Origin of the sequence: Amycolatopsis echigonensis (genome assembly GCF_014174495.1) — a bacterium.
Taxonomy (GTDB): domain Bacteria; phylum Actinomycetota; class Actinomycetes; order Mycobacteriales; family Pseudonocardiaceae; genus Amycolatopsis; species Amycolatopsis echigonensis.
Genome location: NZ_JACJHR010000039.1, coordinates 24,458 through 50,587 on the forward strand (window position 1 = coordinate 24,458; position 26,130 = coordinate 50,587).

Here is a 26,130-nt window from a genome sequence, read left to right on the forward strand (position 1 = left end):
GCCCGCGCACCCTGCCGATCACACGCTGGGCGGCGAGATCAATCCCATCCTGAAATGCGTTGAGAAACCGGCTCTTCGCTTGCGTCAGGGGCGCATTAAAACGGGTCTTTTCGCCGTTAGGATTTCGTCAAGACGGTGGCTTCCCCGGGGCGGGCGAACCCGTCGCTACGCTGGTCCGGTACCTGGCTTTTACGGAGGAGCGCGCCCGTTGTCGCAGTCGTCCGGTCTGGTGTCGCGGATGGAACGGCGCCAGGTCGTCATCTATCTCGGCGCGCTGGCGGTCGGCGCACTGGCCGGCTGGGCGGCCCCGGCGGCCGGGCCGAGGCTGGAACCGGCGATCAACCCGGTGCTGGCGGCGCTGCTGTACGTCACGTTCCTGCAGGTGCCCGCCGCCGAACTGGGCCGTTCCCTTCGGGACGGCCGGTTTCTCGGCGCCGCGCTCGCGGTGAACTTCGCCGTCGTGCCGCTGGTCGTCGCGGCGATGTCCGTTTTCTTCCCGGCCGGGCAGGCGCTGCGGCTGGGCATGCTGCTCGTGCTGCTGGCCCCGTGCGTGGACTACGTGATCGTCTTCAGCGGCCTTGCCGGAGGCAGCAGCCGCCGGTTGCTCGCCGCGACCCCGTTGCTGCTGCTCGTGCAGATGCTCCTGCTGCCCGCGTTCCTGTTCCTCTTCCTCGGCGGGGACCTGGCGCGAGTCGTGCGGGCCGGGCCGTTTCTCGAAGCGTTTCTCGTGCTGATCGTGGTGCCGCTGGCCTTGGCCTGGCTGACTCAGGCGTGGGCGACCCGGCACGCGAGCGGCCGCCGGTTCGCCGACGCGGCCGGGACCGCGATGGTGCCGTTGATGGCCGCGACACTGGCGATCGTGGTCGCGTCGCAGACCCCGAAGCTCCACGGTGAAGTGGGTCCGGTTGTTTCCGTGGTGCCGTTTTACGTGGTGTTCCTGGTGCTGATGGCGTTCGCGGGCCTGGCGGTCGCGCGGGCGTTCCGGTTGGACGTTCCGGCTGGGCGGGCGATCGTTTTCACCGGGGCGACGCGGAACTCGCTGGTGGTGCTTCCGTTGGCACTGGCGTTGCCGGACGGGTTCGCGGTCGCGGCGGTTGCGGTGGTTACGCAGACGTTGGTGGAGGTGGTCGGCATGGTGTGCTACGTCCGGCTGGTGCCTCGGTTGTTGCCGTCGGCCAGGCGGGGGTAGAGGCGCGCCGGTTTTCCGCCGTCGAGTCGCGCGTGCAGGCGGGCGGCTCCGTCCGGGAGGAACGGGGCGAGTTCCGTGGCGAGTGCCCGGCACGTGCCTACGAGGGTCCCGAGCGTTTCGTCCAGCTCGTCGCCGCTCAACGTCCAAGGCCGGGTCTGTTCGACGAACCGGTTGGCATCGGCGATCACGTCGACCAAAGCGCCGGTGGCAGCCCGGAAATCGAAGTCGGCGAGCGCCGCGTCGATCCGGCTGGCGAGGGCGGTGGCTGTCCTCAATGGACTCGACGGGGCGATCCGGCCGGAACGTCGGGCGAGGCTGAGCACGCGGTGCGCGAGGTTGCCGAGCCCGTGGGCGAGTTCTTGGTCGGCGCGGGCGATCAGCCGCGCTTCGGTGAAGTCGGTGTCGCCGAGCGGGGCGACTTCGCGCAGCAACCACCACCGGACGGCATCGGTGCCGTGCCGGTCGATCAGGTCGGTCGGGCGGACGGTGTTGCCCGCGCTCTTGGAGATCTTCGCGCCGTCGAGGGTGAGGTAGTCGTGCACGAAGACGGTGTCCGGCAGCCGTTCGCCCGCGGAGAGCAGCAGCGCGGGCCAGTAGACGGCATGGAACCGCAGGATGCCTTTGCCGATGACGTGCACTCGTTCGGCCGCCTCGGTCCAGCGCGACGGGTCGGCGGTCAGGTAGTTGGCGAGCGCGTCCCACCAGACGTAAATCACCTGATCCGGGTCGCCGGGCACCGGGATGCCCCAGCCGTCCGCCCGCGCGGCGGGCCGGGACACGCTGATGTCGGACAGTCCGGAGCGGACGAACCCGAGCACCTCGCGGAGCCGGGCGGCGGGTTCGACCCGGAGGCGGCCGGATTCCAGCAGTTGCCGGATTTCGCCGGAGTAGCGGGAAAGCCGGAAGAACCAGTTCCGCTCGGTGACTGACTCTGGCGGGGCTTCGTGTTCGGGGCAGCGTTCGTTGTCGGGATAGAACTGTTCGCAGCCCAGGCAGTAGCGGCCGGTGTAGTCGCGGAGGTAGAAGTCGCCGCGCCGGGCGCTGGCTTGCCACAACCGTCGGACGCCTTCGCGGTGCCGCCGATCGGCGCTGGTGCGGACGAAGTCGTCGACGGCCAGCGCGTGTTTGATTGCGCCGGCTCCGCCGTCGCGGGCGGGATCGCGTCGGCGTCTGGAGGAGCGGTGCGCCCGCCTGGGGGCGGTCACACCGCTCTTCCAGACGCCGACGCGATCCCGCGTTCGGGTCCGGTCAGCGCACGACGGCAGGCCCTGGGGGTGGGGTTTGTCATCCGGGCGATGTTCAGCTCTTCGTAGTGGCCGATCGTTCCGGCACCACTGGTTTTCCAGTCAGCGTCCGGTGGCGCCGTCGATCAGCTCGCGCAGGATGTCGGCGTGTCCGGCGTGCCGTCCGGTTTCCTCGATCATGTGCGTCAGCGCCCAGCGGACGCTCGGGCCGTCGCGTCCGGGCACCGGGGCAGCGAGGTCCGGGCAGCTGTCGAGAAGTTCGTTGGCTCGCTGGACTGTTTCCCGGTAGCGGTCGACCACCTCGGCGACGCTGTCCTCGGTGCGGAACGTCGACGGCCAATTCCTGACCGTCTCGCCGAGAAACAACGACCGCTCCACGAAGATCAGGTGGTTGAGCAGGCCGAGCAGATTCGTGCCGGACGGCACCGCGGCGGCGTGGGCTTCGGGTTCCGGCGCACCGTCGACCTTGGCGGCGACGGAGGTGCGGAGATAGTCGAGAAATCCGCGCAGGACTTCGGTTTCGCTGCTTCCGGTGCGGGGCGGCGGGGTGTCGCGGCGGCGGGCCACAGCGGTCTCCTTGAGGTTCAGGCGGCGCGGCGGATCAGCAGGACGTGGTCGACGACCTCGGCGGTCTGGCCGTTCGGTCCGGTCGCGAGACGGGTGGGGGAGTCCGCGCGCTCGACGGTCCACCCGGCAGGATCGAGGCCCAGGTCGGCGGCGATCTCCGCCGGGCCGGGGAAACGCGCGTCCGGGTCTTGGTTCCACGACCACGGCGCACTCGAACCGTGGTCCACGACCAGCAACCGGCCGCCGGGCCGGAGTGCGTGCGCGGCGGTGCGCAGGACCGTCGTCCGGTCCAGTTCGAAGGGCGTCTGCAGGTAGTGCGCCGTCACGAGGTCGAATTCCCCGGCCGGGAAGCTGACCCGCAGGTCGTGCCGCACGGCGGTGATCCGCGTGCCGGCGAGGCGGTTGACCGCGACGGCCGAGATGTCGGTCGCGGTCACGGTCCAGCCGCGCCCGGCGAGCCAGCGCGCGTCGCCGCCGTTGCCGCAGCCCAGGTCGAGCGCGTCGCCGGGCGGAAGCTCGGAGACGATTTCCTCGAGGCGGGCGTTCGGCCGCGGGTCCGCGGGCGGCCGGGCGGCGTGGACTTCGTCCCAGAACAGGGTCGCGTCGGTGGTCATCGGTCGGCTCCTCGGGTCGGTGTGCGCCCAGAGTCGCCGCAACCGTGCCGGGAGCGCACGCGATCTTGCCGGAACGGCAATTCCCGCGTGCTGGACAGTGGCCGGGGAGCCCGGCGCGATCGAGATGGCGCCCCGGTCCCCGGAACTCGCCGCGGACGGTTGCCCGCTGTGGCACCTCGGCGGGGTTTCCCGCGACCACGCGCACGGCTGCCGCGACCCGCCCAGCAGGAGCAGCACGTCCGGGCTCACGCCCGCGCGCACCCGCGAGGCGAGCTCCGGCGACGTTGTCCCGAGTGCCGAGTAGACCGCGCGGACCAGGCACCTCGCCGCGTGCGGGGAACGCCTGGTGCGCAACGAGATCTCCATCAGGAGGGCCTCGCGGTCGCACGTGCGGGCGCGGCTCGGCGCGACGATGCCCAGCCGGGTTTGCTCGGCCAGAGGAAGACATCGCAGCAGGCTGTCGACGACGCAGTCGATCGCGAGCCGGTTCAGTTCGGTGCGACGCAGGCGAGGCCCGGGCAGAATTTCCTTCCGCGCCACCATGGACCATCAACTCCTGGGCGCAGAGTAGCCGATCCTCCGCCCCGGGTGACGTTCCTGTTCCATGCGGCGGAAAACGATCCGGCGGCGCTCCCTGGTCGACGGTTCAGCCGGGCGAGCCGGACAAAACGGCGAGCCGGTCCAGGGACTCGCGGATCCGCGCGGGCACGTCGTCGCGGCGCGGGCCGGCCGGAACCGACAGGTGCAGCGTCGCGTGGCTCGTGCCCGCCGCGCCCGGACGGACCTGAAGCCAGCCGCCGTCCCATTCCAGCCGGAGCTGGTCGCGGCGACCGGCCGGGGGCACGGCGACCGGCTCCGGCATCCATTCGTTCAGGCGGGCGGCGTCGGCCGCGGCGGCGTAGACATGCTCCGCGGGCGCGGGCATTCTCCGTTCGGCCTCGAACTCGCTCATGGCCGTGGCTACCCGTTTCGCGGCGGCGCGAAACCGGGGGAGTCCACTGTGGACGCTCGGGTCACACCACCTCGCGCAGGATGGCGTCGAGGTCCGCCGGGGTGCCCAGGGTGCGGAGTTCGGGCGGTGCGAGGCAGCCGATCCGGTGGTCGTCGTCGCGCACCGCGGCGGCGAACTCGGCGACGCGGGAAGCGGGCGGCGCGATCGACGGCCCGCCCAGGTAGCGGATGACGATCAGGTCCTCGCCGGAATGCGTTTCCACGGCCGCGGCCCAGCCGTGGATCTCGTCCCACAGCAGGGCGACGTCGCGGCCGGGGTAGGCGGGCAGGTGCCCGTCGAGGGCGACGTAGGCCGATACCGGGGTGTCGTGGTCGACGGTGCAGGATTCGAGGCCGATGCCCAGGGCGCCGGTGACGTCGGCGAGGTAGTTCCACAAGCGCACCACTGCCGGGTGCGACGGTCTGGTCTGGGCGGTGTGCAGCGGCAGGGACACGAGGACAACGCCTTTCTCGCGCGAAGGACTGACACGGACCAGGGGTGGCCTGGTCTGCGCCACGGGCCGCATCCGAAGACGCGGCGGGTATTCCGGCTAGCGGCCGGAAAGCGCCCTGGCGGGCGGTGCGGACGTGATTCCCGGCCGAGGGGTGCGGGAAACCTGGAGGACGCGGCGAATCGGCCCGCGGGGCCGGCAGGTCATCGGAGTCACCTCCACCGCTCGACAGGGGACGCCCTTTTCTTCTAGCATGTCGTCAAAAGGATGACAACTGTCGAGTCGTCGAGAGGATGACGCGATGGCGGAGGTGGAGCCCAGCCTGCTGCTCCAAGGCGTCCGCGAGGCGGTGCAGGCCGCCCGGGACGGGGGTGCGGCGGCCGACCGGTCGCTGGCCGCGCTGTCCGCGCTGCGGGCGCTGCGCGACCAGCTCGGCGAATGGGAACCGGAACTGATCGCGGCCGCGCGCGCGGCGGGCGCGAGCTGGGCCGTGCTGGCCCCGGCGCTGGGCGTGGCGAGCAGACAGGCGGCCGAGCGCCGGTACCTGCGGCTGCGGCCGTCGGCGACCGGCGAGACCACCGGCGAAGCACGCGTCGACGCCGAACGCGGCCGCCGCGCGGGAGACCGGGCGGTAGCGGACTGGGCCCGGCGCAACGCTGCGGTGCTGCGCCGGCTGGCCGCGGAGGCCAGTGCCGCGCCCGACCTGGACCCCGCCGGACAGGAAAGCGCCGACCGGCTCGGAGTGGCGCTGGGAGAGGACGATGTCACGAACCTGCTGCCGCCGCTGGCGGACGTGCGCGTGCACCTCGAACCACGACACGCGGCGCTGGCGGACCGGGTCGGCGAGATCAGCGAGCACACGAACCGCTTGCGCCAGGACGCGGCCGGACAGCGGCGCGGCCGTTCGCGATAAGCGGGAGTGGGCGCGTTGCCCGGATCCCGGCGTGCTGGTCTGCCGGGACGGGTCGGCGAGCGCGTCGGCAAGGTCGCGTGGGCCGGTGGGGCAGCTGTCCGTGCTGAGTCGCGTCAGGTGCGCGGCTGGCGGCGACGTGCGCGCTGCGCGTGCCGCGTCGCCTCGGCCTGCGGGGCCAGGCCGCCGGACAGCGGCGTGGCCGGGCGTAGCGGCCCGACCTGGGCAACCCGCTGGCAGGGACGCAGCCGGAATCGCGCGTCTATCGGCCGTGCGCGGACGCGGCGAGGCAGTAGCGCACCCGTCCGTACTGCGCCGCGTCCCCGGAGCCGCTGCGGGATCGGTGCGCGTCTCGAGTCGCGGCCTGCCGCGTCGGCGAGTGCTCCGGTCGGCCTTGGCGGGACCCGGCCGGGCGGTTCCGGAGCCGCCCGCGGTGAGCCGAATGTCTCTTCCCGGTGCCCCGCGCTGCCGATGTCCCCGGGATCCGAGATCATTTCCGGCGGCGGCATTTCGTGCGAGCCGTCGATGTGAGGCATGCTATTCGCGGTTGAGCAGCCAGCCGCGTACTTTTCCTGCCCGGACGCTGGAGTGCCGGGCTTCCTGAGGAGGGAAAGAGCGATGAGTGAGCTGACCGACCCGGTGATCGACCCGCCGGGTTCGCTGTCGATCGAACGGGCCGACCGCGCTCCCGCGACGGTGCTGGCCCTGCACGGGGACCTGGACCTCGGGACCGCCCCGAAATTGACGGCCGCGGTCGCCGAAACCGTCACCGGGAAGCCCCCGGTGCTGGTCCTGGACCTGACCGGGGTCGACTTTCTCGCGTCGGCGGGGCTGACGGCGCTGCTGGCCGTGTGCCGGGAGGCGCCGGAGGGCACCGAGGTGCGGATCGTGGCGTCCGGCCGCGCGACCCTGCGGCCGATCCAGCTCACCGGCCTGGAGCAGAGCCTGCCGCTGTACCGCACGCTCGACGAGGCGCTGGCCGAGAACTGATCAGTGCGTTTCCGCCCCCGCAGTGCGCTGGAGCACCACGAGTGCGACGTCGTCCTGCGGGGGGCGGGACCCCACCATCGCGGCCATGATCCGTGCGCAGGCCCGTTCCGGGTCCTCCGGCCGGACCAGTTCGGCGAGCTGGTCCATGCCGGTGTCGACGAGGCGGTCCCGGCGCTCGACGAGACCGTCGGTGTAGAAGGCCGCGACGGCTCCCGGCGGCAGGTCCACGGTGGTGGTGCGCCGGTCGAGAGTGGCCCCGACGGTCAGGCCGACCGGCGGGTCCGGCGGGGCCGGAACGAGTTCGGCCGGTTTGCCCGGCGAAGCGACGACGGGCGGAAGGTGCCCGGCGAGCGACAGCGCCATGCGCGTGTGGCCGGGTCTGAGGATGCCGTAGGCGACCGTCGCCATCACACCGTGCTCGAAGTGATTCGCCTTGCGGTCGAGTTTGGCGAGGACTTCGGCGGGATCGTCGCAGTCGAGCGCGTAGGCGCGCAGCGCGCTGCGGAGCCGTCCCATGATGACCGCCGCTTCGAGGCCGTGTCCGGACACGTCGCCCATCACGATCCCGGTCTGGTTGCCGGGAAGCCGGAAGACGTCGTACCAGTCGCCGCCGAGCCCGGCCTCCGCGCCCGGCACGTAGCGCGCGGCCAGGCGGAGGCCGTCGACGGCGGGGAGGATGCCCGGCAGCAGGCTGCGCTGGAGGGCAATGGTCGCGGCCTGGTTCTGGTGCATGGTCTCCGCCTGCAGCACGGCCGCCAGCCGCTCAGCGAGCAGCCGCACGGTCTCGATGTCGGTGGTCGTGAACCGGCGCTCCCGCACGGACCCGACGTGCAGCACGCCGACCAGTTCGGTGCCGGCCAGCATCGGGACCCCGAGCATGGTGTGCAGGCCGCGCTCGGACAGCAGCGCGTTGATCACCGTGGTCTTGTCGACGCGGTCGATGACGACGGGCTCCCGGCTCGCGGCGACCGTTCCGGCGAACCCCACGCCGACCGGCACCTGGACGCCCTGGTAGACCTCCTCCTCGAGGCCCGCCGCCGCGACGGCGACGAGGCGCTGCCAGCGGGACTCGTGCCGGAGCACGGTGGCGGTGTCGACGTCGAGGACCGTGCAAGCCCGGGCGAGGATCTTCGCGAGATTCTCGCCGAGGTCGGCATTGCTCGTCCCGTCGCCGAGGATTTCGGCGAGACGAGTGCGCGATTCGGGCTCCGGCGCGTGAAGCGGCATGCAGCGACAGTAGCCGAACCGGCGCGGGGGTCCAGAGATGTGCGTCGGCAGGTGTGAAGTCTGCCCTGTCCGGGTACGCCCGATTGGGCATCGACGAAGTCGAGAACGAGAAGGGGACTTCCCCACGTGAGGTCAAGCGGCTGCGGCGAGGGACGGCGAAGCGCGGCGGCGTTTTCCGGCATGGAAGCTTCCCCGCATCCCGCCGAGCCGCCGGCGGGAGAGGGGTCCTGTTGTCCTGGCCAACAGAAGAGGGACCGGCGGTGACCGGCCCGGACTCCGGGGCGGGCGACGCGCCCTGGGTGCTGGACCTGCGCGGTACCGGCGTGTCCGCCCTGCCCCGGGTGCGCGCCTGGGCGGGCAAGTCCCTGGGGCATCTGTCGCCCGACCATCTCGCGGACGTCCTGATGGTGATCGAGGAACTCGCGTCGAACGCCTACGAGCACACCTCCGGCCCCTTCTGCGCGCGGTTGACCGTGCTGTCGCGCCCGTGTGTCGTGGTGATCGAAGTGGACGACCCGGAGCCCGGCCGCCCGGAGGTCCGCCCGCCGGACTACGAGCGGGCGCGCGGCCGGGGCATGCTGCTCGTCGACCGGCTCGCCGACGACTGGGGAGTGCACGAGCACACCGGCGGCAAGACGGTCTGGGCCCGGCTCGGCTGCGGGGTGCCGGCCCGGGAGGCCTGCGAATCGTCCCGCTGAGGCCACGGCTCACCGGCCCTGCTGCGGGTCCGAATCGTCGTGCTCGTCGCCGGACGTGCCCTGTTCGCCGCGGATGGTCTCGCGTTCTTCTTCCGGGGTGTCGCCGTAGACGTCGTCGGACTCGCGCGGTTCGGTCATGGTTTCGCTCCTTCCGTTCGCGGTCCGGGTACCCGGGGACGGCGGCCGCTACCCGGTTGTCCGCCGTGGCGTCGGGTACCCGGCGGTCAACCGAGCGCGGAAGGAGGCGCGGAATGGCCGAAGGGGACATTCACACGTGTCGCGAGGGCGGGCTGTGGAAGAACCGGATCGAGGGCATCCGCCGGGTGGCGAACACCGCGGCGCGCCGGGCCGACGCGGTGTCGATCGGCCGGGAGATGGCGCAGGCGCGCGGGGTCGGCCACTACGTCCACGGAGACCCCCGGCCCGACGGCGACGGGGAGATCGTGGAGCAGCGTTCCTACCGGCCCGCCGCTTCTGCCCGGTGACCGGCTGTCCGGCCGTTTTCGGGGCGGTGCGGCGGAAATCGCTGTTTGTCCTCACGGGACGGGGGTATTCCCGGCGGACCGACCGAGACGGAGGACCGCCATGACCATGTCCGTGCGCACCGCAGCGGAGGCCCGGCCGCTGGGCAGAGTATTCCGGCTGCCCGGGGTCTACCGCCCGCAAGAGGACACCGCCCTGCTTTCCGGCGTGCTGGCCGCGGATACGAGCATCGGATGCGGAAAGCGCTGCGCGGACCTGGGAACCGGCAGCGGCGCGCTGGCGATCGCCTTGGCGCGCACGGGCGCCACGGTCGTCGCGGCGGACATTTCGATGCGGGCGTTGGCTTCCGCGTGGATGAACACCGTCCTGCGGGCTCTGCCGATCGGCCTGATCCGGGGCGGGCTCCAGGAAACAGTGGAAGCCGGGCCGTACGACGTCGTGGCCGCCAACCCTCCGTACGTGCCTTCTCCCGCGCCGGCGGTCCGCTCGAGTCGCGCCTGGGACGCCGGGCCGGACGGCCGCGCGATGCTGGATCCGTTGTGCGCGGCCGCTCCTTCTCTGCTGACCCGCACTGGCGCGCTCTATCTGGTGCAGTCGACGATGTCCGATGTGGACAAGACCCGCTTCGCGCTGGCGGCGGGCGGCCTGCGCAGCGAAGTGGTCGCGCGGGCGGAAGTGCCGTTCGGGCCGGTGGTTTCCGGACGCTTGGACTACCTGATCGACCGCGGATTCGTGCGGCCCGGCGAGCGCACCGAGGAACTGGTGGTGCTCCGTGCCGCGCGATGAACGCCGGGTCCGGGTGGTGCCGGGCGGGCCGGTCCTGGTGGAGGGCCCGGTGGAAGTGTCCACTCCGGACGGGGACACGGTGCGGTCGGACCGGTTCGTCGTGGCGGTGTGCGCTTGCCGGCGCAGCAAGAGGTTTCCGTGGTGCGACACGAGCCATCGGAAGCGGGTGCGCGGCAGCGGGTGACTCGCACACACCGGAGGACTCCTTGCGGGAAGCTGATTCCCGCAAGGAGTCCTTCCCGGACTTTGGCCGCGGTCAGGGCAGCGGCTGGCGCAGCGAAGACAGCCCGGCCTGCCAGCAGCCGAGCAGGTGCTGGTCCAGCTGTGCTTCCAGGAAGCCGGTGGCCTGGATGCCGAACACGACGTCCGCGGCCAGTTCCGGTTCCGCGGCCAGCAGGCCGCCGACGACCTCGTGCCGCATGACCTGCTCGTGCACCGCGTCGGCCTCGATGTGCTCGGTGTAGAAGAAACGGCAGGCCGCGGGCGCGTCGAGGCGGCGCAGGATCCGGTCCATCCGCTGCGCGCCGGGGGCGGTGGTGATCTCCGCGGCGGCGAAGTGCCCGACCAGCGCCCCGCGCGACGCCCGGTGCAGGCCGAACATCGACATCATGTTGACCAGCGCGAGCATCGGCCCGGGAACGTGGTCCAGCAACGCCAGGTACCCGTCGGGCAGGCCGGCCGCCGCGAGCAGGTCGGCGAACAGCGTGGCGTGCACCCGGTCGGCGTGGCCGCCGCCGAACTCGTCGAATTCGACCGCTACCAGTCCGGCCTTCGCCGCACCGGACAGCCGCGGGATGACCCACGCGTGCGGATCGGCTTCTTTCAGGTGGTAGATCGACCGGTGCGCGAAGAGTTCGCGCACGTGCCACCATTCGCCTTCGGCGAGCAGGAAACCGACAGCTCCGTCGGCGTCGTGTTCGGTCAGCAGCTCGTCGAGTTCGGTGTCCACGTCGGAGCCGCCCGCGACCGCGTCGCGCAGTGCGGAGCGGAACGTGTTTTCCAGCTGGGCCCGGATTCTCAGCAGCGCGGTGTCCCATTCGCGTTCCGCGTCGACGCCGGGCAGCCCGCGGTAGTGCAGTTCGTAGCAGAGATGCAGGGCGAGGTGGAGATCGTCGCCGAACGGGTCGGCGTCGCGGAGGTCGACCGCGGTCCGGCTGCCTGGATCGCGCAGGAGTTCCAGCAGCGCCGCGGAGACCGGTCCGCGAGCGGTCGGCAGTGCGAGCAGGGAGGTCGTCATTTCCCCCGGGTACCCGCCTGGGGCGAGGTCACGCGTGGGACGGTGCGCGCGGCGAGCATCGCGACCACTCCGTCCGGCCCGGCTTTCCGTTGTGCGGCTGAACCAGTGCCGTCCCGCAACGCTGCTCGGACGAGCCGGTGGGCGAGTTCGCGGTCCCCGGCCGCCTGCAGCGCAGGTTCCGCATAACGGAGCAGATCGGCTAGGAAGTCGGCGGCGCGCAGCGGTCTCGCGCGGACCGGGTCGACGAGGGCGCCGGTGAGGCCGTGCCGCGTCGCCGCCCACACCGCCGCCGAACCGATTTGCGGATCGAGCGGAGATGCCTCGACGCCGTGTTCCAGGTCAGCGAGTGCGGACGCGACGAGTGCGCGCGACAGGACCGCTTGGACGAGCGTGCCGTCAACGGTCAACGGCACGTCGGCGACCCGCAGTTCGACCGTCGGATACCGGGGCGAAGGCCGAGCGAGCCAGAACGTCTGCTCACGGTCCACCAACGCGCCGCATTCCACCAGCGAGTCGACGAGACGCAGATGCTCGGCGTGCGAACGCGCGTGCGGGGCGAGCCCGGAGCCGGGAAAACGGGTCTGCAGAGCCATTCTCCAGCTGTGCAGCCCGGTGTCGCGGCCGCGGTCGAACGGGGAGTTGGCTGACAGCGCGAGCAGCGCCGGGAGCCACCGCGCGAGATGGTTCACGACCGCTACCGCGGTGTCCGCGTCCGGCACGCCGACGTGCACGTGGCAGCCGCAGGCCTCGTAATCGGCGGCCAGATCGCCGTAATGCGCGTCGATCCGCGCGTACCTGTCCGGCGGCAGCGGCTCGGCGGGGGAGCGGCGGGCGCCGACCGGGCTTCCGGTGGCCAGGAGCGCGCAGCCAGCGTCGGTCGCGGCGCGGGACAGCGCCAGGCGGCCGCGGCACAGCTGGTCGCGAAGCTGCGCCGCGGTCGTGCAGACGCCGGTGGCGTGTTCGACCTGGGTCGCGCGCAATTCCCGGTGGACGGCCGCGCCGTCCGCGAGCTGTCCGACCTTGCCGAGAACCTCGTCCGCGACGGGCATCGGGCGGCCGTCGTCCGGCGCGGCGAGCAGAAACTCTTCCTCGACGCCGAGTGTCGGTACGTCCATCGGCACCTCCCCGGACCGGAATACCCACGCGGCGGCGCGGCAATCCGCGGCGGTCCTTTCCCGGCAGCGCGGCGTTTCCCGCTGAGGCCGGCGGGTATCCGGCGCGGCGACCGGCAGACCGCGAAGGAGGCTTGATGGGCAACGACGATCGTCCGCACGGCGCGGTGATGCCGAGCGACGTCCCGCAGCGGCTCTCCTGGTTCGACCGGTTCGCGACGACGACGAGCGGTTACGTGTCGCACGCCTGGTTTTTCGTCGCGTGCGTCCTGCTGGTGGTGGTGTGGGCGCCGTCGATTTTCGTGTTCGGCACGGTCGACACCTGGCAGCTGGTGATCAACACGCTGACCTCGATCGTCACCTTTCTTCTCGTCGCGCTGCTGCAGAACACGCAGAAGCGGGCCGACGAAGCGGTGCAGCACAAGCTGAACGCGATCGCCGACGGGCTGAGCGACCTGATGGAGCACGTCGGCGGCGACGATCCGGACGTCGGCCGGGACCGCCGGGAACTGCGGCGCGCGGTCGGGCTGGAGGACCGGGAAAGCTCGGCGTGAACCCGGTTCAGGCGTCGAACCGGGTGGTCTCCGCGAGCGGGGCGCGCCCGACCGAGAACCGGTTGACCGGTGCGGCGCGGCCGGCGTAGCCGAACGAGATCCCGAACAGCAGCGCGACGTGCGGGGTGCCGTAGAAGCGCGGGCTCTCGGCGTAGTAGGCAGCACGCGCCTCGTGGTCGTCTAAACCGATCCGCAGTGCGCCGTACAACGCGCCGCGATCGCCAGTGCGTAGGCGGTGACGATCCAGGTCATCGATCCCGGCCCGCCGAGGTCCGCGGCGATGCGGGGCAGCGCGGTGGCGATGCCGATCTTGGCGCGCCGGGTGAACGGGCCGGTTTCTTCCGCCGCGGCGGTTCTCGGCATGGCAGGACGCCCTTCCCCCAGGAGACGTCCTCCCAAGGTAGCCACAAACGTGCCCACTGGGCAACTTTCTGCTCATGCGTCCTCGGGTGTCGAAACGGCGGCGCCGAATTCGTGGCGTAGGCAAGAGCGGCTCCACGCCGGGCCGGGGAAGACGAGGAGAGGCCGTCATGACCGAAAAAGTGAGCGCCACGCTGACCATCGCCACGTCCGCCGAGCAGGTCTTCGCGGTGCTGGCGGATCCGGCCGCGCACGCCGCGATCGACGGCACCGGCTGGGTCCAGGCCGCGGTCGACCACGCCCCGCTCGCCGCGCCCGGCCAGCTCTTCCGCATGGGCATGCACCACGCCGACCACCCGGACGGCGACTACGAGACGGTCAACAAAGTGGAGGTCCTGGACCCGGCGCGAGCCATCGGCTGGGTGACCGGCTACCGGAAAGGCGACGGCGAACTGGAGTTCGGCGGCTGGCTCTGGCGGTACGACCTGGCACCGCTCGGCCCGGCCGGGACCGAGGTGACGCTGTCCTACGACTGGTCGGCCGTGCCGCAGTTCGTCCGCGACCGCGGCATCCAGTTCCCGCCGTTCGGTCCCGGCCACCTGGACGGCTCCTTGCGCCACCTGGCCGAGTTGTGCGCCGCCGGCTAGGCGAGCTTCAGCAGGAGTTCGCTCAGCTCGACCGGCATCGTGATCATGCAGTCATGCCCGGTCGGCAGCTCCCACACCTGCGAGGGCGTCCCGTTCGGCTGGATCGCGGGGACGGGACGGCGGACGATGCCCTTCGGGGTCGTGCCGACGCAGTGGATGTGCGTGCGCGGGATCGCTCGCGCGGCCGGGTTGTCCAGCCGCACCGGCTGCTGCAGGCAGCGCACCGGCTGGTCGGAGAGCATTCCGCGCAGCCATTCGAGGTCGGCCGGATCGGTGACGCCGAAGAGCCCGAACGGCGCGGGCCGCTCCGGCAGCGGCGGAACGCGCCAGCCGTCGCCGTGCTGCTGGGCGAGGTCGATCAGGCTCTGGCTGACCGGCTGGACGTCGACCGCGGTTTCGCCGTCCTCGGGCACCATCGCGTCGAGGTAGACCAGCTCGGCGACCCGGTCCGGCACCTCGTTCGCGGCCGACGAGACGACCAGCCCGGCGTAGCTGTGTCCGACCAGGACCACGTCCTGCTCGCCGCGGAGCACGTCCACGATGTCCTGGACGTGGGTGTCGAGCCCGATTTCAGGGCTGAGCAGGTGTTTCTTGTCGCCGTAGCCGGTCAGGGAGGGCGCGAGCACCCGGTGCCCGGCCGATTCCAGCAGCGGGACCACCCGGTCCCAGGCCCGGCCGCTGTGCCAGGCGCCGTGGACCAGTACGAACGTCGTCATCTCAGGGTTCCTCGTTCTCGGGATTCGTGGTTACCTGCAGTAACCCGGTACTGTTTGATAACCATCGTGATAGTCCGCGCCGCGGCGGGCAATAAGGCACTAATTAGTGCCCCGGTTCTCCGGAGGTAACCATGGCCGACGAGGTGTGCCGGACCCGAGTGGTCCTCGAGATCGTGGGGGACAAATGGGCGCTGCTGATCGTCCGCATGCTGCGCGACGGCCCGCGGCGGTTCACTGAGCTCAAACGGGAAATCGAGGGGATCAGCCAGCGGATGCTCACGGTCACGCTGCGGGACCTGGAACGCGACGGGATTCTCACGCGGACTGTCCACAATGTCATGCCGCCGCACGTTTCCTACGAGCTGACGGCGATGGGCCGGACCCTTCGCGAGGCGACCGCGCCCTTGCTGGAGTGGAGCGTCGAGCATTTGGCGAAAATCGAAAAGGCGCGCGCGGACTACGACGCTCGCTGAACGGGATTGGCTGGCTCTCTGAACTGGCGCGGCGACGGCGGCCAGCCGGCGCTCCTCGAACCGCGGCGTTCCGGTGATCCGGACGCGTCGATCTCACTGCGGGCCAGCGCCGCGTCGACGTCGCCGGAATGCGGGGTGGCCACGATGTCGTCGCGGCGGAAGAGTTCGGGCGGTTGGACGTCGGGTTGCTCGACCCGGGCGTCCCCGGACGGTTCGGACTGGCCGATTTCACCGAACCGTCCTATCGGGACAGCAGGCGGACCAATGTGGACGATGTGGGGTACGGCCTGCGTGCTTGCCATTGGTGCGCCGCCAGGGCGAGGGGTCGGTCGTCGTGACGGCGAGTTGGCCGGACTGACCGGTTCGCCGGACCTGTTCTACGCGACCAGCAAGCACGCCTTGATCGGCCTGGTCCGGTCGGCCGCGCCGCAGCTCGGCTCGGACGGCGTCCGGATCAACGCTCTCTGCCCCGGCTTGGTGGACACGCCGGTCCTCGCGGGATTCCGTTCGTCGCTGGAGAAAGCCGGGCTTCGGATCGCCGAGCCCGCCGAAGCCGCGACGGCCGTGGAGACGATCCTGGCGAGCGGCGAGACCGGAGGCGCGGGGGTTATGCAGGCCGGTCGCCCGGCGAATCTTGTGCCGGTGCCGGAAATCCCGCTTGCCGCTAGGTGAACGCGTCCCACCTCGTTCCGGCAGAGGGTTGGGCGAGTTTCGCCGTTCTGTACTCGACTGGCGGCTGCGGCCTGTCCGGTTTGACCGGAAATTGAGGGACGCTGCCTGAGCTGCGTGTGCCCGAGCCGGAATTTGTCCGAGGACGTACTATCCTGGGCGGGCAGGGATGCGGGGACAGGCTTCGGCGGGCCGGACGGGCTGCTGCGGCGCGGGTGCGTAGTTAAGGTCGAGGGATGTCGACAGCAGTGGGTGGGTCAGCGAAAGGCGGCTCGCGGGCGGGGCGTCGGGTGAGCCTGGAGGCGCCGGCGGATCTCGCCGCGGCGCCGGGGTACGGGGCTCGGCGGCTGTACCAGGCGTATTTGGCGGCTTGGAATCGGCATGTCGATTCGGTGCTGACCGGGCCGCAGTTCGCGGTGCTGTCGGCGGTGCGGGCTTATCCCGGATTCGACCAGACCGCGTTGGCCAAGGCGGTGGCGCTGGATACGTCGACGATGGCTGATGTGTGCCGCCGGTTGGAGAATCGGGGGCTGATCGCACGGGGGCCCGCGCCGCATGACGCGCGGGCGAAGGTGCTGACGTTGACGGAGGACGGGTTGGCCGCGTTTCGAGAGGTGACCCGGCGGACGCGGAAGCTGGATCAGGCGTTGCTGGCGGGATGCCCGGAGGAGCGGCGGGCGGAGATCGCGGGGATGCTGAATGAATTGGGGGCGCTGTGGGAGGCGGTTGCTGAGCGTCCGGAGATTTGACGGTTTTGGGGCGATCGGCTCGTCGCCTGGCGGCGACATTGCAGGTGGGGGTTGCGTGGGGCACCCCGAAGCCCGAGTGTGCTGACGGTCTGGGGGTGCTTGTCAAGGCGGGAAAGATGCCTTGACAAGCACCCCCAGACCGCAGGGAGGCTTCGTATCGGGGTGCGGGGGTGGTGTGGGTGCCTGGATCTGTTGAGTGCGTTGGCTGCGGTTGGGCGGGGTTCACTGCTTGGGTGGGTTGGCTGCGGTCGGGTGTTGCTGCGTGAAGGGCTCCTTGGGGATCTGAGTCCGTGAAGGTTCCTCTCATGGATCGCCTCGCCGTCCAGAGGGGTGCTGTTCGGTGGTGGGCTTGGCGTTTCGCGGCTCAGGGGGAGCCCGTTCTCGCGGAGCGGCACCGGCGGTGAGCGGGATGTCGGGGGATTCCGGTCGAGGCGGGCTGCGCTGGCATCGGCCTGGGTGCGGCACCAACTCGAGTGCGGCGTGCTGGGTCGGCATGGGGGCGACTGTCTCGGCAGCGCTGTGTACCGTCCAGGGGTTTCCAGGTCGCGACTGCCTGTCGAGAACTCTGCCTGAACGGTCCCGCGAAAACCGCTGTGCCGCCTCGCTCGGTGACTGGTCCGGCACCCACCGCGCCCGCGGCGCCTGATCGTCCCGAAAATTCTCCCGAGACTATTGCGTGTTCGGATAATCCGTGTTCGGATTAACCGCATCCGGGTGACGGGTCGAGCTAGCGGTAGGAGGTCAGCGGGTGGCGGCGAGTCAGTCTTTCGAGGTAGTGGTCGCCGGGGGCGGGTTGGGCGGGCTTTGTGCTGCCTTGTCGTTGCGGCAGCGCGGGTTGCGGGTCACGGTGGTCGAAGCGGCGCCGCAGCTCGGGGAGATCGGGGCGGGGATTCAGACCGCGCCCAATGCCAGCCGGATCCTGATCGGGCTGGGGTTGCGGCCCGAGCTGCAGAAGGTTCGGTGCGAACCGCAGGATCAGGTGCGGCGGCGGTGGGCCGACGGCAGCATTATCGCGCAGTTGCCGCTCGGGCAGCGGGTCGTCGACAAGTACGGGGCGCCGTACTGGCATTACCACCGGGCGGATTTGCATTCCGTTCTCTTGCGGGCGTGCGTTGATCCCGACGGGGCCGGGCCGGTCGTGAAGGTCGCGACGGCGGCGAAGGTGGTCGATCTCGATCGCGGGAATCCGGAGCGGCCCGCCGTCATTGCCGAGGACGGGCGCAGGTTCGAGGGCGACGTTGTCGTCGGGGCGGACGGGATCCGTTCCGCGGTAAGGGATCTCGCCGGGTTCGACGATACTCTCGCGTTTTCCGGCGAGATGGCGTATCGGGCGCTGATTCCGGGCGATTCGATCGCGGCGGATCCGGCGACGCGGTTCCTGGTCGACCGTTACCATTCGACGATCTGGTACGGGCCGGACAAGCATCTGGTCCACTACATGATTCGCGGCGGCGACTATTTGAACGTGGTGGCGATCGTGCCGTGCACGGAGGAGGTCGAGAAGAACTGGAGTGCGCCGGCCAGCGCGGAGCAGCTCGCGGCTGAGTATTCCGATTGGGACGACCGCGTGCCGACGATGCTGTCGAAGGCCAAGGACGACGTCTCGGTCTGGGCGATGTACCGGCGCCGCCGCGATCCGGTGTGGGTGGACGGGCGCGTCGCGTTGCTCGGGGACGCTTGTCACGCAATGCTGCCGTACCAGGCGCAAGGTGCGTCGCAGGCGATGGAGGACGGCGCGGTTCTCGCCGAAGAGCTGGGGCAGGCGACCCGCGAAGGGATCGACAGCGCGCTGACCCGGTATGTGCACCGCCGCGCCAAGCACGCGGGGATGGTGCAGGACGCGTCCCTGCGGAACATGAGTTTCTACCACTTGCCGGACGGTCCGGAGCAGCGCGAGCGCGACGAAAAGCTGCGGAGTTTCGACGGCGAGTCCGATGTGTCCTACGACTGGCTGTGGAACGGGACCCCGCTCAACGACCCGGACAACGAATCCATCCACTACCAGTTCGCCCGATAGCACGAACGGCCCACGCAGACTTTCGCAAAGGAGCAAAGCTATGCGTACCGGAGACCAGGTGGTCCAAGACTTGCCGTGGCGCTGGCGCGTCCAGGGCAAGATCTTCCTCATCGGCGGGCTCGGCTACATGTTCGACGCCTGGGACGTGGCGCTGAACGGATTCCTCACCCCGTTGGTGGGCACGGAATTCGGGCTGTCGGCCACGCAGCGGGGGTTTGTCGCCACGGCCAATCTGATCGGCATGGCGGTGGGGGCGGTCGCCTGGGGGACGGTCGCGGACCGGATCGGCCGCAAGCGGGCGTTCAGCATCACGTTGCTGTTGTTCGCGTTCTTCTCGGTGTTCGCGGCGTTGTCGCCGAACATCGAGGTGTTCCTGCTGCTGAGGTTCCTCGCGGGAGTCGGGCTCGGCGGCTGCATCCCGGTGGACTACGCGATTGTCAGCGAGTTCTCGCCGCGCAAGCAACGGGGGCGCGTACTGTCCGCAATGGACGGTTGGTGGCCGGTCGGCACCACGCTGGCGGGGGCGTCGGCGACACTGCTGGTTCCGGTTTCCGGGAACTGGCGGTGGATGCTGGTGCTGATGATCCTGCCCGCGGTGCTGCTGTTCTGGGCACGGCGCGGGGTTCCGGAATCGCCGTTGTATCTGGTCCGCAAGGGGCGCGAGGCCGAGGCCCGGCTGGTGATCGACGATCTCGTCGAACGCACGGGCGCGCCGAAGGAGCAGTACCGGATCCCGGCGGCGATCCAGGAAGACAAGCGTGCCGGCGGGGTGTTCGCGGCGGCCGATCAGCTGCGGCGGGTCTGGGCGTACAACCCGAAGGTCACCGGGGTCGCCTGGGCATTGTTCATCACCGTGATGCTGGTGTACTACGCCGCGCTGAGCTGGATGCCTTCGATCCTCAAGGCGCAGGGCTTCGGGGAGATCGCCGCGTTCGCTTCGACCACTTTGATGAACGCGCTCGGTATCGTCGGCGTCGTGGTGGCGGTGTTGCTGGTGGACCGCATCGGCCGCAAGCGGGTGATCGCCGCGGCCGGGCCGCTGGCTGCGGTCACGCTGGTGATTTTCTCGCTGGTGCTCGGGTCGGCCGGGGCCGCGGTGGTGGCGATCGGCGCGTTCGGGCTGTTCTCGCTGGTGGTCATTCCGGTGATGTACGCGTTCGTATCCGAGCTGTACCCGACGGAGCTGCGCGCGTCGGGCTTCGGCTGGGCGTCGTCGTCCAGCCGAGCGGTCACCGGGTTCGCGCCATTGCTGTTCGGCAGCGTGCTGTGGCCGGTGCTCGGGCTGCCGCTGACGTTCACGCTGCTCGGCCTGCTCGTCGTCGGGGCCGTGGTGTTCATGGTCTTCTGCGCGCCGGAAACCCGGGGCCGGGAGCTGGACCGGATCGCCGACGAGACCGCGCCCGCGCCGCACCAGTCCGAAATGGACGCAGTCTGATCCGCCGCCGCAGAAAGGGAATCGCATGAAGCCCGCCGCGTTCGCCTACCACCGGGCGCACGACGTCGCCGACGCCGTCGGCCTGCTTTCCGACCTCGCCGGGCGAGGGCGGGAGCCGAAAGCGATCGCGGGCGGGCAGAGCCTGATGCCGATGATGAGCTTCCGCCTGGCCCGCCCGAGCGACCTGGTCGACCTCGGGCGGCTGCGGGACCTGCCGGGGATGACCGAGATCGCGCGGACCGGTCCGGCGCTCCGCATCGGCGCGATGACGACGCACCGCCAGGTCGAGCTGGCCGCGCTCGGCCCGGGTTTCGCGGTGCTGGCGGAGGCGATGCGGTACGTCGGGCACCTGCCGATCCGGTCCCGGGGCACGGTCGGCGGCAGTCTCGTGCACGGCGACTCCACTGCGGAGTGGTGCATGCTCGCGCTGCTGCTGGACGCGGTGATCGTCGCCGAAGGCCCGGACGGCCGCCGTGAAATCCCGGCCGGGGAGATGTTCTACGGCTTCTACGCGACCGCGGTGGAGGCGGACGAGGTCGTCACCGAGGTCCGGTTCACCCGGGCGGCGCCGAAGGCCGCGTTGACCGAGTTTTCCCGCCGTGCCGGGGATTTCGCGACGGTCGCCGCGGCGGTGACGCTCGAGCCTCGCGCGGACGGATCGCTGGAAGGCGGCCGGGTGGTGCTCGGCGGGGTCGCGCCCGCACCGATGCGGGTTCCGGAAGCCGAGGCGGTGCTGGCGGACGGCGAACCGGGACCGGAGTTGTTCGCCGCGTGCGGGCGGGCGGCGGCGGAGGCGATCGACCCGCGGAGTGACGCGCAGGGGAGTGCGGACTACCGGCGTGCGCTGACGAGGACGTTGGTGGCACGGAGCCTGGGCCAGGCGTGGGAAAAGGGAGAGCGGTGATGGCGAGTTCGCCCGAAGAACCCCGGTTCGACGGCCGGGGCGGCAAGTGGATCGGCGCGTCCGTGCGCCGTCGCGAGGACCCGCGGCTGGTCACCGGTCGGGGGCGGTTCGTGGACGACATCCACCTCCACGGCATGCTGCACGCCGGGTTCGTGCGCGCGACCGTCGCGCACGGCAAGATCACCGGACTCGACCTCAGCGCCACTCGCGAGGTGGACGGCGTCGTAGCCGCGTACTCGGCGGAAGACCTCCAGCTCGGCGACATGGTCGCGCTGCTGGACCGCCCGCCCGAGGAGTTCACCCCGACCACGATGCCGATCCTCGCGCGCGGAAAGGTCCGGTTCGTCGGCGAGCCGATCGCGCTGGTCATCGCGAAGGATCCGTACGCGGTCGAGGACGGCATCGAGGCCGCTCAGGTGAGTTACGAGGTCCTCGACGCTGTCGTCTCCGAGGAAACAGCGCTCGCCGAGAATGCGCCGTTGGTGCACGAGGACGCGCCGAGCAACGTGCTGCTCGATGTCACGGCGTTCGACACCCCGGGCGTGGACGAAGCGTTCGCGGACGGGTGCGTGATCGAACTCGTCACCCGCAGCGGACGGCAGAACGCGCTGCCGCTCGAGACGCGCGGCGCGGTGGCGTCCTGGGACGACCGCGACGAGCAGCTCCTCGTCCAGACGTGCAGCCAGGTGCCGCACCAGGTCCGTACCGTGCTGGCGCGGTCGTTGCGGATCCCGGAGCGTTCAGTGCGCGTCGTGGTCCCGGACATGGGCGGCGGCTTCGGGCAGAAATGCGTGGTGGGCCGGGAGGAAATCGCCGTCGCGGCGGCGGCGAAACTGTTGCGGCGTCCGGTCAAATGGATCGAGGATCGCAGCGAAGCCCTCGCGTCCGGCTTCCTGGCGCGCGAGCAGCGCTACCGCACGCGCGCCGCGTTCACTCCGGACGGCGAACTGACCGCGCTGGAGTCCGACATCGTGTGCGACATGGGCGCGTACTCGTGCTATCCGTTCACCGTCGGCATCGAACCGCTGATGGCAGCGGCGGAAATGCCGTCGGTGTACCGGGTGCCGGCCTATCGGGTGCGGGCAAGAGCGATCACGAGCAACAAAGCGCCGACCGCGCCGTACCGCGGGGTCAGCCGTCCGCAGTACGTCATGGTGATGGAGCGGATCATGGACCTGGCCGCGCGTCGGCTCGGCCTCGACCCGGTCGAGATCCGCCGCCGCAACGTGATCACCGAATTCCCGTACGTGGGCATCAACAAGGTGACCTACGACCCCGGCAGCTACCTCGAATCGCTGGAGCTGGGCGAGAAGATCCTCCGCGACGAGGGCTGGTACGAGCTGCGCGAGAAGAACCCGTATATCGGCATCGGCTACAGCTGCTTCTCCGAGCGCACCGGCTACGGCTCGGAGGCGTTCGCGAAGCGGAAGATGACCGTCGTCCCGGGGTTCGACGTGAGCGAGATCCGGATGGACCTCACCGGTTCGATCGTGGTCACGAGCGGCACGATCAACCACGGGCAGTCCCACGAGACGACGTTCGCGCAGATCGTCGCGGAACGCCTCGGCGTCGACCTCGCCAAGGTCAAGCTGCGCCAGGGCGACACCGAGCGGATCTCCTACGGCTGGGGCACTTTCGCGTCGCGCTCGGTGACCATCGGCGGCTCCGCCGTGGCGACCGCGGCGACCCGGCTGGGCGAGCAGCTCTGCGTGATCGCGGCGCATCTGCTGGACACCCGCGTCGAGAACGTCGGCCTCGACGGCGACGGCGGCGTGATCCAGCTCGACGACCCCAGCCGGCGGCTTTCCTTCGAGGAGATCGCCGACGTCGCGTACCTGCGCAGCCACCTGCTGCCCAAGGAGGCCGAGCCGACGCTCACCGCCACCGCGGCGTTCGACGTCCCCGGCGACGGGACGTTCTCGAACGCCACGCACGCGGTCGTGGTGGAAGCCGACCCGGGCACCGGCCAGGTGAAAATCCTCCGCTACGCCTGCGTCGAGGACTGCGGCGTGGTGATCAACCCGAAGGTGGTCGACGGGCAGGCGCGCGGCGGGATCGCGCAGGGCATCGCTGGCGCGCTGTTCGAGGAGGTCACCTACGCCGAGAACGGCGAACCGTCGGCGGCGAGTTTCATCGACTACCTCGTGCCGACCGCCGCGGAGATTCCCGACATCACCGTCGACCATCTCGAAACCCCGTGCGCCTTCACCGAAAGCGGCGCGAAGGGAGCCGGGGAGGGCGGCACGATCGGCGCGCCCGCCGCGGTCCTGAACGCGGTCAACGACCTCCTCTGGCGCACCGGGGTCCAGTTGGAGCAGACCCCGATCCACCCTGAGGCCGTCCTCGCCGCGCTCGCTGTGACTGACCTGGCCGACCGGGAGAAAGCGGGAACCGGAGCATGACCGACAAACAGCTGATCGTCCTGACCGTCAACGGCGAGGAGCACGAACTGCTCGTCGAACCGCGATGGACGCTGCTCGACGTGCTCCGGCACCACGTGGGGCTCACCGGCACGCACGTCGGCTGCGAGCACGGTGTGTGCGGAGCGTGCACGATCCTGGTCGACGGAGAACCGGTGCGCGCCTGCCTGATGTACGCAGTGCAGGCGGAAGGCTGCGCGATCCGGACCGTCGAGGATCTCGGCACCCCGGAGGAGCCGAACGACTTGCAGCAGGCGTTTTCGGAACACCACGGGCTGCAGTGCGGCTTCTGCACGCCCGGATTCCTGATGCTCGCCGAAGGATTCCTGGCCCAGGAACCGTCGCCGACGCGGGAGCAGATCCGGGAGACGGTGTCGTCGAACCTGTGCCGCTGCACCGGGTACCAGACCATTGTGGACGCGATCGAGGCCACCGCCGCGCAGCGCTCCACCGAATCCGGCAGGAAAGAGGACGCCGTCCGATGATTCTCGAGAACACCCTTGACCTTCCCGGCGATCCGGACACGGTGTTCGCGCTGCTCAACGACGTCGAGCGGGTCGCGGGCTGCCTGCCCGGCGCGGTGCTGGAGGGCCGGGACGGCGAGTCCTACCTCGGCAGGGTCAAGTTCAAGGTCGGCCCGGTCAGCGCCGCGTACGCGGGCAAGGTCCGGTTCACCGAGATCGCCGAGGCCGAGCGCCGGCTGCGGCTGTCGGCGCGGGGCGCGGACAGCCACGGCAACGGCGACGCGGAAGCGGACGTCACGCTGACCCTGGTGCCCGGTCCGAAGGGTTCGTCGCTGAACCTGCGCACCGATCTCGTGGTGCGGGGCAAGATCGCGCAGTTCGGCAAGGGCGCGATCAGCACGGTGTCGAACCGGATCCTGCAGCAGTTCGCGCAGAATCTCGGTGCGCTGCTGGAAAACGGCGGAAGCGCACCGGCTCCGGCGGCAGCGGCGACCGCCACCGCGCCTGCCTCGGATTCGCTCGACGGCTTGGCGATGCTGCTCCCGCCTGGTGCCAAGCGTTATCTCCCCGTCGTCGCGGCGGGCGCGCTGGGGCTGTTCCAAGGCTGGCTGCTCGGCCGGATCCGGTCGCAGAACAAACTGATCAAGGAGCTGCTGCGTGAACGCGCCTGAAAACGGACTGCACGGCGCAGAGACGGACCAGACCTATGCCCGCGCGGGTTTCGGCGCCGCGGTGCCGAGAGGGACCTCGCCGGTGCTGGTCGTGGTCGACCTGACCCGCGGCTTCACCGAACCGGAATTCCCTTCCGGCGCGGACCTTTCCGCCGAAGTCGAAGCAGCTGACACGCTGGTCCGGGCCGCGCACGAGAGCGGGGCTCCGGTCGTCTGCACCGCGATCAGCTACACCCCAGCGGAGGCGGACGGCGACGCGATCGCCTGGCTGCGCAAAGCTCCCGGCATGCGCAGCCTGCGCGACGGAAGCGCCGAAGTCGCGCTCGACCCTCGGCTGGAACGGCACGACACCGACCACCTGATCGTCAAAAAGGGTGCATCCGCGTTCCACGGAACGGGCCTCGCCGCGCTGCTCACCGGCCTGGGCGCGGACACCGTGCTGGTCTGTGGCGCGACGACCTCTGGGTGCGTACGAGCGACGGCAGTCGACGCTGTCCAGTCCGGCTTCAACACACTCGTCGTCCGCGACGCTTGCGGCGACCGGGCGCGCGGACCGCACGACGCCGCTCTCTTCGACCTGCAAGCCAAATACGCCGACGTGATCGACCTGGGCGAGGGCGTCGAGCTGCTCGCCAAGGCCCGCTGAACCCCGGAAGGAGTTCCCGCATGTCCGCAGTGTCCGACCGGGTGCTGACCCAGCCCGCGCTCGCCGAACTGGCGAACGTCCCGGCGACGAGCGTCTGGGTGCGGTCCGGTTCCGTCCGGCTGCACGTCCTCGACTACGGCCCGGCCGACGGCGTCCCGCTCGTGGTCCTGCCCGGGATCACCAGCCCGGCGATCACCATGGACTTCGTCGCCCGCGAGCTGACCGACCTGGTCCGCCCGCTGGTGCTCGACATCCGCGGCCGCGGCCTGTCCGACGACGCGCCCGGCGCCGGGCCGTTGCACGGCTACGACCTCGATGCCTACGCCTCGGATGTCGACGCCGTCATCGACCAGCTGCAGCTGTCCGATCCGGTGCTGCTCGGCCACTCGATGGGTGCGCGGATCGCCGCGAAGGCCGCGAGTTCCGCGCACGGCACGATCCTGGCGGACCCGCCGATGAGCCACGCGGACCGGCCGTATCCGACCACTTTGGACACTTTCGCCGCGCAGCTGGACCAAGCCCGGCGCGGTAGCGACGCGGACGAGGTCGCCGCCTCCTGGCCCCGGTGGCCGCGCCGGGAACAGGAACTGCGCGCCGGCTGGCTCGCGTCGTGCTCCCGGACCGCGATCGCCGCGACGCACGCCGGGTTCGAGTCCGAGGAATTCCTTCCCCTGTGGGAGAAACTGACCGGACCGGCGGTCCTGCTGTTCGGAAAGGACAGTCCCGTGGTGACGCCGGAGGACGTCGCCGCGCTGGCTGAAGCCAACCCCGCGCATCCGCTCGTGGGCATCGAGAACGCCGGGCACATGATCTTCTGGGACGAGCCGGAGCCCGCCCTGCAGGCGCTGCGGTCGGCGTTGCAAGACCTGCTCGCCGCGCGCTCACCCGCCGTGCCGTGAAGGACTC

At 70.7% G+C, this 26,130-nt stretch carries 33 protein-coding genes; 21 read left to right on the forward strand and 12 right to left on the reverse strand.

From position 1 onward, the window contains the following. Positions 1 to 238: 238 nt before the first annotated feature. Positions 239 to 1,189 (forward strand): bile acid:sodium symporter, encoded by a 951-nt coding sequence (locus tag H5411_RS25415; protein WP_183125263.1) that lies wholly within the window; start codon positions 239 to 241, stop codon positions 1,187 to 1,189. Here the strand turns inward: H5411_RS25415 and H5411_RS25420 are convergent. The 5 genes from H5411_RS25420 to H5411_RS25440 all read right to left on the reverse strand — a co-directional run bounded on the left by H5411_RS25420 (position 1,141) and on the right by H5411_RS25440 (position 5,053). Beyond that, positions 1,141 to 2,394: a methionine--tRNA ligase gene (locus tag H5411_RS25420; RefSeq protein WP_220817440.1), complete on the reverse strand. Its 1,254-nt coding sequence runs from the start codon at positions 2,392 to 2,394 to the stop codon at positions 1,141 to 1,143. The two genes, H5411_RS25415 and H5411_RS25420, sit on opposite strands and share 49 nt — an antisense overlap. 141 nt (positions 2,395 to 2,535) lie before the next feature. Further along, the gene (locus tag H5411_RS25425) at positions 2,536 to 3,000 is read right to left on the reverse strand and encodes a DinB family protein (RefSeq protein WP_183125240.1); all 465 of its coding nucleotides are present in this window, start codon (positions 2,998 to 3,000) and stop codon (positions 2,536 to 2,538) included. A gap of 17 nt (positions 3,001 to 3,017) precedes the next feature. Further along, positions 3,018 to 3,614 carry a class I SAM-dependent methyltransferase gene (locus H5411_RS49820; protein ID WP_183125265.1) on the reverse strand — a complete coding sequence of 199 codons (597 nt, stop codon included), beginning with the start codon at positions 3,612 to 3,614 and terminating at the stop codon, positions 3,018 to 3,020. A 646-nt stretch (positions 3,615 to 4,260) separates the two neighbouring features. Continuing rightward, positions 4,261 to 4,566, reverse strand: a complete 306-nt coding sequence (locus H5411_RS25435) for an SRPBCC family protein (RefSeq protein ID WP_183125241.1) — start codon at positions 4,564 to 4,566, stop codon at positions 4,261 to 4,263. 61 nt (positions 4,567 to 4,627) lie between these two features. Beyond that, complete coding sequence (locus tag H5411_RS25440; protein ID WP_246369218.1) at positions 4,628 to 5,053, reverse strand: DUF6292 family protein; 426 nt, start codon at positions 5,051 to 5,053, stop codon at positions 4,628 to 4,630. A gap of 304 nt (positions 5,054 to 5,357) precedes the next feature. On the opposite strand from H5411_RS25440, the gene H5411_RS25445 reads away from it, so the two are divergent. Together H5411_RS25445 and H5411_RS25450 are read left to right on the forward strand one after the other, a co-directional pair. Beyond that, positions 5,358 to 5,969: an HSP18 transcriptional regulator gene (locus H5411_RS25445; protein WP_183125242.1), complete on the forward strand. Its 612-nt coding sequence runs from the start codon at positions 5,358 to 5,360 to the stop codon at positions 5,967 to 5,969. Between the two features lie 615 nt (positions 5,970 to 6,584). Then, positions 6,585 to 6,956 (forward strand): STAS domain-containing protein, encoded by a 372-nt coding sequence (locus tag H5411_RS25450; protein WP_183125243.1) that lies wholly within the window; start codon positions 6,585 to 6,587, stop codon positions 6,954 to 6,956. Here H5411_RS25450 and H5411_RS25455 read toward each other — a convergent pair whose 3' ends face one another. Beyond that, positions 6,957 to 8,183 (reverse strand): PP2C family protein-serine/threonine phosphatase, encoded by a 1,227-nt coding sequence (locus H5411_RS25455; protein WP_183125244.1) that lies wholly within the window; start codon positions 8,181 to 8,183, stop codon positions 6,957 to 6,959. It abuts the gene before it with no gap. Positions 8,184 to 8,443: 260 nt separating this feature from the next. Between H5411_RS25455 and H5411_RS25460 the strand changes: the two genes are divergently transcribed. Then, positions 8,444 to 8,881: an ATP-binding protein gene (locus H5411_RS25460; protein WP_183125245.1), complete on the forward strand. Its 438-nt coding sequence runs from the start codon at positions 8,444 to 8,446 to the stop codon at positions 8,879 to 8,881. Positions 8,882 to 8,890: 9 nt separating this feature from the next. Here the strand turns inward: H5411_RS25460 and H5411_RS48535 are convergent, their stop codons facing one another. Continuing rightward, on the reverse strand, positions 8,891 to 9,019 hold the full coding sequence (locus tag H5411_RS48535; protein WP_268744698.1) for a hypothetical protein: 129 nt from the start codon (positions 9,017 to 9,019) through the stop codon (positions 8,891 to 8,893). Between the two features lie 113 nt (positions 9,020 to 9,132). Here H5411_RS48535 and H5411_RS25465 point away from each other — a divergent pair, with 113 nt between their 5' ends. The 3 genes from H5411_RS25465 to H5411_RS25475 all read left to right on the forward strand — a co-directional run bounded on the left by H5411_RS25465 (position 9,133) and on the right by H5411_RS25475 (position 10,334). Further along, positions 9,133 to 9,366 carry a DUF2188 domain-containing protein gene (locus tag H5411_RS25465; protein ID WP_183125246.1) on the forward strand — a complete coding sequence of 78 codons (234 nt, stop codon included), beginning with the start codon at positions 9,133 to 9,135 and terminating at the stop codon, positions 9,364 to 9,366. A gap of 100 nt (positions 9,367 to 9,466) precedes the next feature. Continuing rightward, positions 9,467 to 10,150 carry a methyltransferase gene (locus H5411_RS25470; RefSeq protein ID WP_183125247.1) on the forward strand — a complete coding sequence of 228 codons (684 nt, stop codon included), beginning with the start codon at positions 9,467 to 9,469 and terminating at the stop codon, positions 10,148 to 10,150. Continuing rightward, positions 10,137 to 10,334: a CDGSH iron-sulfur domain-containing protein gene (locus tag H5411_RS25475; RefSeq protein ID WP_101439589.1), complete on the forward strand. Its 198-nt coding sequence runs from the start codon at positions 10,137 to 10,139 to the stop codon at positions 10,332 to 10,334. The genes H5411_RS25470 and H5411_RS25475 overlap by 14 nt, the downstream gene beginning before the upstream one ends. A gap of 72 nt (positions 10,335 to 10,406) precedes the next feature. Here the strand turns inward: H5411_RS25475 and H5411_RS25480 are convergent, their stop codons facing one another. Both H5411_RS25480 and H5411_RS25485 read right to left on the reverse strand, forming a co-directional pair. Further along, positions 10,407 to 11,387 (reverse strand): iron-containing redox enzyme family protein, encoded by a 981-nt coding sequence (locus tag H5411_RS25480; protein WP_183125248.1) that lies wholly within the window; start codon positions 11,385 to 11,387, stop codon positions 10,407 to 10,409. Continuing rightward, positions 11,384 to 12,502, reverse strand: coding sequence for a carboxylate-amine ligase (locus H5411_RS25485; protein ID WP_183125249.1), 1,119 nt, complete (start codon positions 12,500 to 12,502; stop codon positions 11,384 to 11,386). The genes H5411_RS25480 and H5411_RS25485 overlap by 4 nt, the downstream gene beginning before the upstream one ends. 134 nt (positions 12,503 to 12,636) lie before the next feature. Here H5411_RS25485 and H5411_RS25490 point away from each other — a divergent pair, with 134 nt between their 5' ends. After that, on the forward strand, positions 12,637 to 13,053 hold the full coding sequence (locus tag H5411_RS25490) for a low affinity iron permease family protein (RefSeq protein ID WP_183125250.1): 417 nt from the start codon (positions 12,637 to 12,639) through the stop codon (positions 13,051 to 13,053). Between the two features lie 7 nt (positions 13,054 to 13,060). On the opposite strand, the gene H5411_RS25495 is transcribed toward H5411_RS25490, so the two are convergent. Further along, positions 13,061 to 13,261 carry a nitroreductase family protein gene (locus H5411_RS25495; protein ID WP_246369210.1) on the reverse strand — a complete coding sequence of 67 codons (201 nt, stop codon included), beginning with the start codon at positions 13,259 to 13,261 and terminating at the stop codon, positions 13,061 to 13,063. After that, positions 13,234 to 13,416, reverse strand: coding sequence for a hypothetical protein (locus H5411_RS25500; RefSeq protein ID WP_183125269.1), 183 nt, complete (start codon positions 13,414 to 13,416; stop codon positions 13,234 to 13,236). The genes H5411_RS25495 and H5411_RS25500 overlap by 28 nt, the downstream gene beginning before the upstream one ends. Before the next feature lie 167 nt (positions 13,417 to 13,583). Between H5411_RS25500 and H5411_RS25505 the strand changes: the two genes are divergently transcribed. Then, the gene (locus H5411_RS25505; protein ID WP_183125251.1) at positions 13,584 to 14,060 is read left to right on the forward strand and encodes an SRPBCC family protein; all 477 of its coding nucleotides are present in this window, start codon (positions 13,584 to 13,586) and stop codon (positions 14,058 to 14,060) included. Here the strand turns inward: H5411_RS25505 and H5411_RS25510 are convergent. Beyond that, positions 14,057 to 14,776, reverse strand: a complete 720-nt coding sequence (locus H5411_RS25510) for an alpha/beta fold hydrolase (protein ID WP_183125252.1) — start codon at positions 14,774 to 14,776, stop codon at positions 14,057 to 14,059. The two genes, H5411_RS25505 and H5411_RS25510, sit on opposite strands and share 4 nt — an antisense overlap. 131 nt (positions 14,777 to 14,907) lie before the next feature. Between H5411_RS25510 and H5411_RS25515 the strand changes: the two genes are divergently transcribed. From H5411_RS25515 to H5411_RS25565, 12 genes are all read left to right on the forward strand, one after another. Next, entirely contained in the window at positions 14,908 to 15,249 is a 342-nt protein-coding gene (locus H5411_RS25515; protein WP_183125253.1) for a winged helix-turn-helix transcriptional regulator, read from the forward strand. A gap of 128 nt (positions 15,250 to 15,377) precedes the next feature. Beyond that, positions 15,378 to 15,587: a hypothetical protein gene (locus H5411_RS47100; RefSeq protein WP_220817443.1), complete on the forward strand. Its 210-nt coding sequence runs from the start codon at positions 15,378 to 15,380 to the stop codon at positions 15,585 to 15,587. Between the two features lie 7 nt (positions 15,588 to 15,594). Beyond that, the gene (locus H5411_RS47105; RefSeq protein ID WP_220817444.1) at positions 15,595 to 15,921 is read left to right on the forward strand and encodes an SDR family oxidoreductase; all 327 of its coding nucleotides are present in this window, start codon (positions 15,595 to 15,597) and stop codon (positions 15,919 to 15,921) included. Positions 15,922 to 16,166: 245 nt separating this feature from the next. After that, positions 16,167 to 16,667 carry a MarR family winged helix-turn-helix transcriptional regulator gene (locus tag H5411_RS25525; RefSeq protein WP_183125267.1) on the forward strand — a complete coding sequence of 167 codons (501 nt, stop codon included), beginning with the start codon at positions 16,167 to 16,169 and terminating at the stop codon, positions 16,665 to 16,667. A 748-nt stretch (positions 16,668 to 17,415) separates the two neighbouring features. Beyond that, positions 17,416 to 18,684, forward strand: a complete 1,269-nt coding sequence (locus tag H5411_RS25530; protein ID WP_183125254.1) for an FAD-dependent monooxygenase — start codon at positions 17,416 to 17,418, stop codon at positions 18,682 to 18,684. A gap of 40 nt (positions 18,685 to 18,724) precedes the next feature. Further along, positions 18,725 to 20,119 (forward strand): MFS transporter, encoded by a 1,395-nt coding sequence (locus H5411_RS25535; RefSeq protein ID WP_183125255.1) that lies wholly within the window; start codon positions 18,725 to 18,727, stop codon positions 20,117 to 20,119. Between the two features lie 25 nt (positions 20,120 to 20,144). Continuing rightward, positions 20,145 to 21,023: an FAD binding domain-containing protein gene (locus tag H5411_RS25540; RefSeq protein WP_101439601.1), complete on the forward strand. Its 879-nt coding sequence runs from the start codon at positions 20,145 to 20,147 to the stop codon at positions 21,021 to 21,023. Beyond that, entirely contained in the window at positions 21,023 to 23,425 is a 2,403-nt protein-coding gene (locus tag H5411_RS25545; protein ID WP_183125256.1) for a xanthine dehydrogenase family protein molybdopterin-binding subunit, read from the forward strand. Before H5411_RS25540 ends, H5411_RS25545 begins: the two co-directional genes overlap by 1 nt. Next, the gene (locus tag H5411_RS25550) at positions 23,422 to 23,928 is read left to right on the forward strand and encodes a (2Fe-2S)-binding protein (protein WP_101439603.1); all 507 of its coding nucleotides are present in this window, start codon (positions 23,422 to 23,424) and stop codon (positions 23,926 to 23,928) included. The genes H5411_RS25545 and H5411_RS25550 overlap by 4 nt, the downstream gene beginning before the upstream one ends. Next, complete coding sequence (locus tag H5411_RS25555; RefSeq protein ID WP_101439604.1) at positions 23,925 to 24,578, forward strand: SRPBCC family protein; 654 nt, start codon at positions 23,925 to 23,927, stop codon at positions 24,576 to 24,578. The genes H5411_RS25550 and H5411_RS25555 overlap by 4 nt, the downstream gene beginning before the upstream one ends. Further along, positions 24,565 to 25,224: an isochorismatase family protein gene (locus H5411_RS25560; protein ID WP_101439605.1), complete on the forward strand. Its 660-nt coding sequence runs from the start codon at positions 24,565 to 24,567 to the stop codon at positions 25,222 to 25,224. Before H5411_RS25555 ends, H5411_RS25560 begins: the two co-directional genes overlap by 14 nt. A gap of 20 nt (positions 25,225 to 25,244) precedes the next feature. Further along, the gene (locus H5411_RS25565; RefSeq protein WP_101439606.1) at positions 25,245 to 26,123 is read left to right on the forward strand and encodes an alpha/beta fold hydrolase; all 879 of its coding nucleotides are present in this window, start codon (positions 25,245 to 25,247) and stop codon (positions 26,121 to 26,123) included. The last annotated feature ends 7 nt before the right edge of the window (positions 26,124 to 26,130 follow it).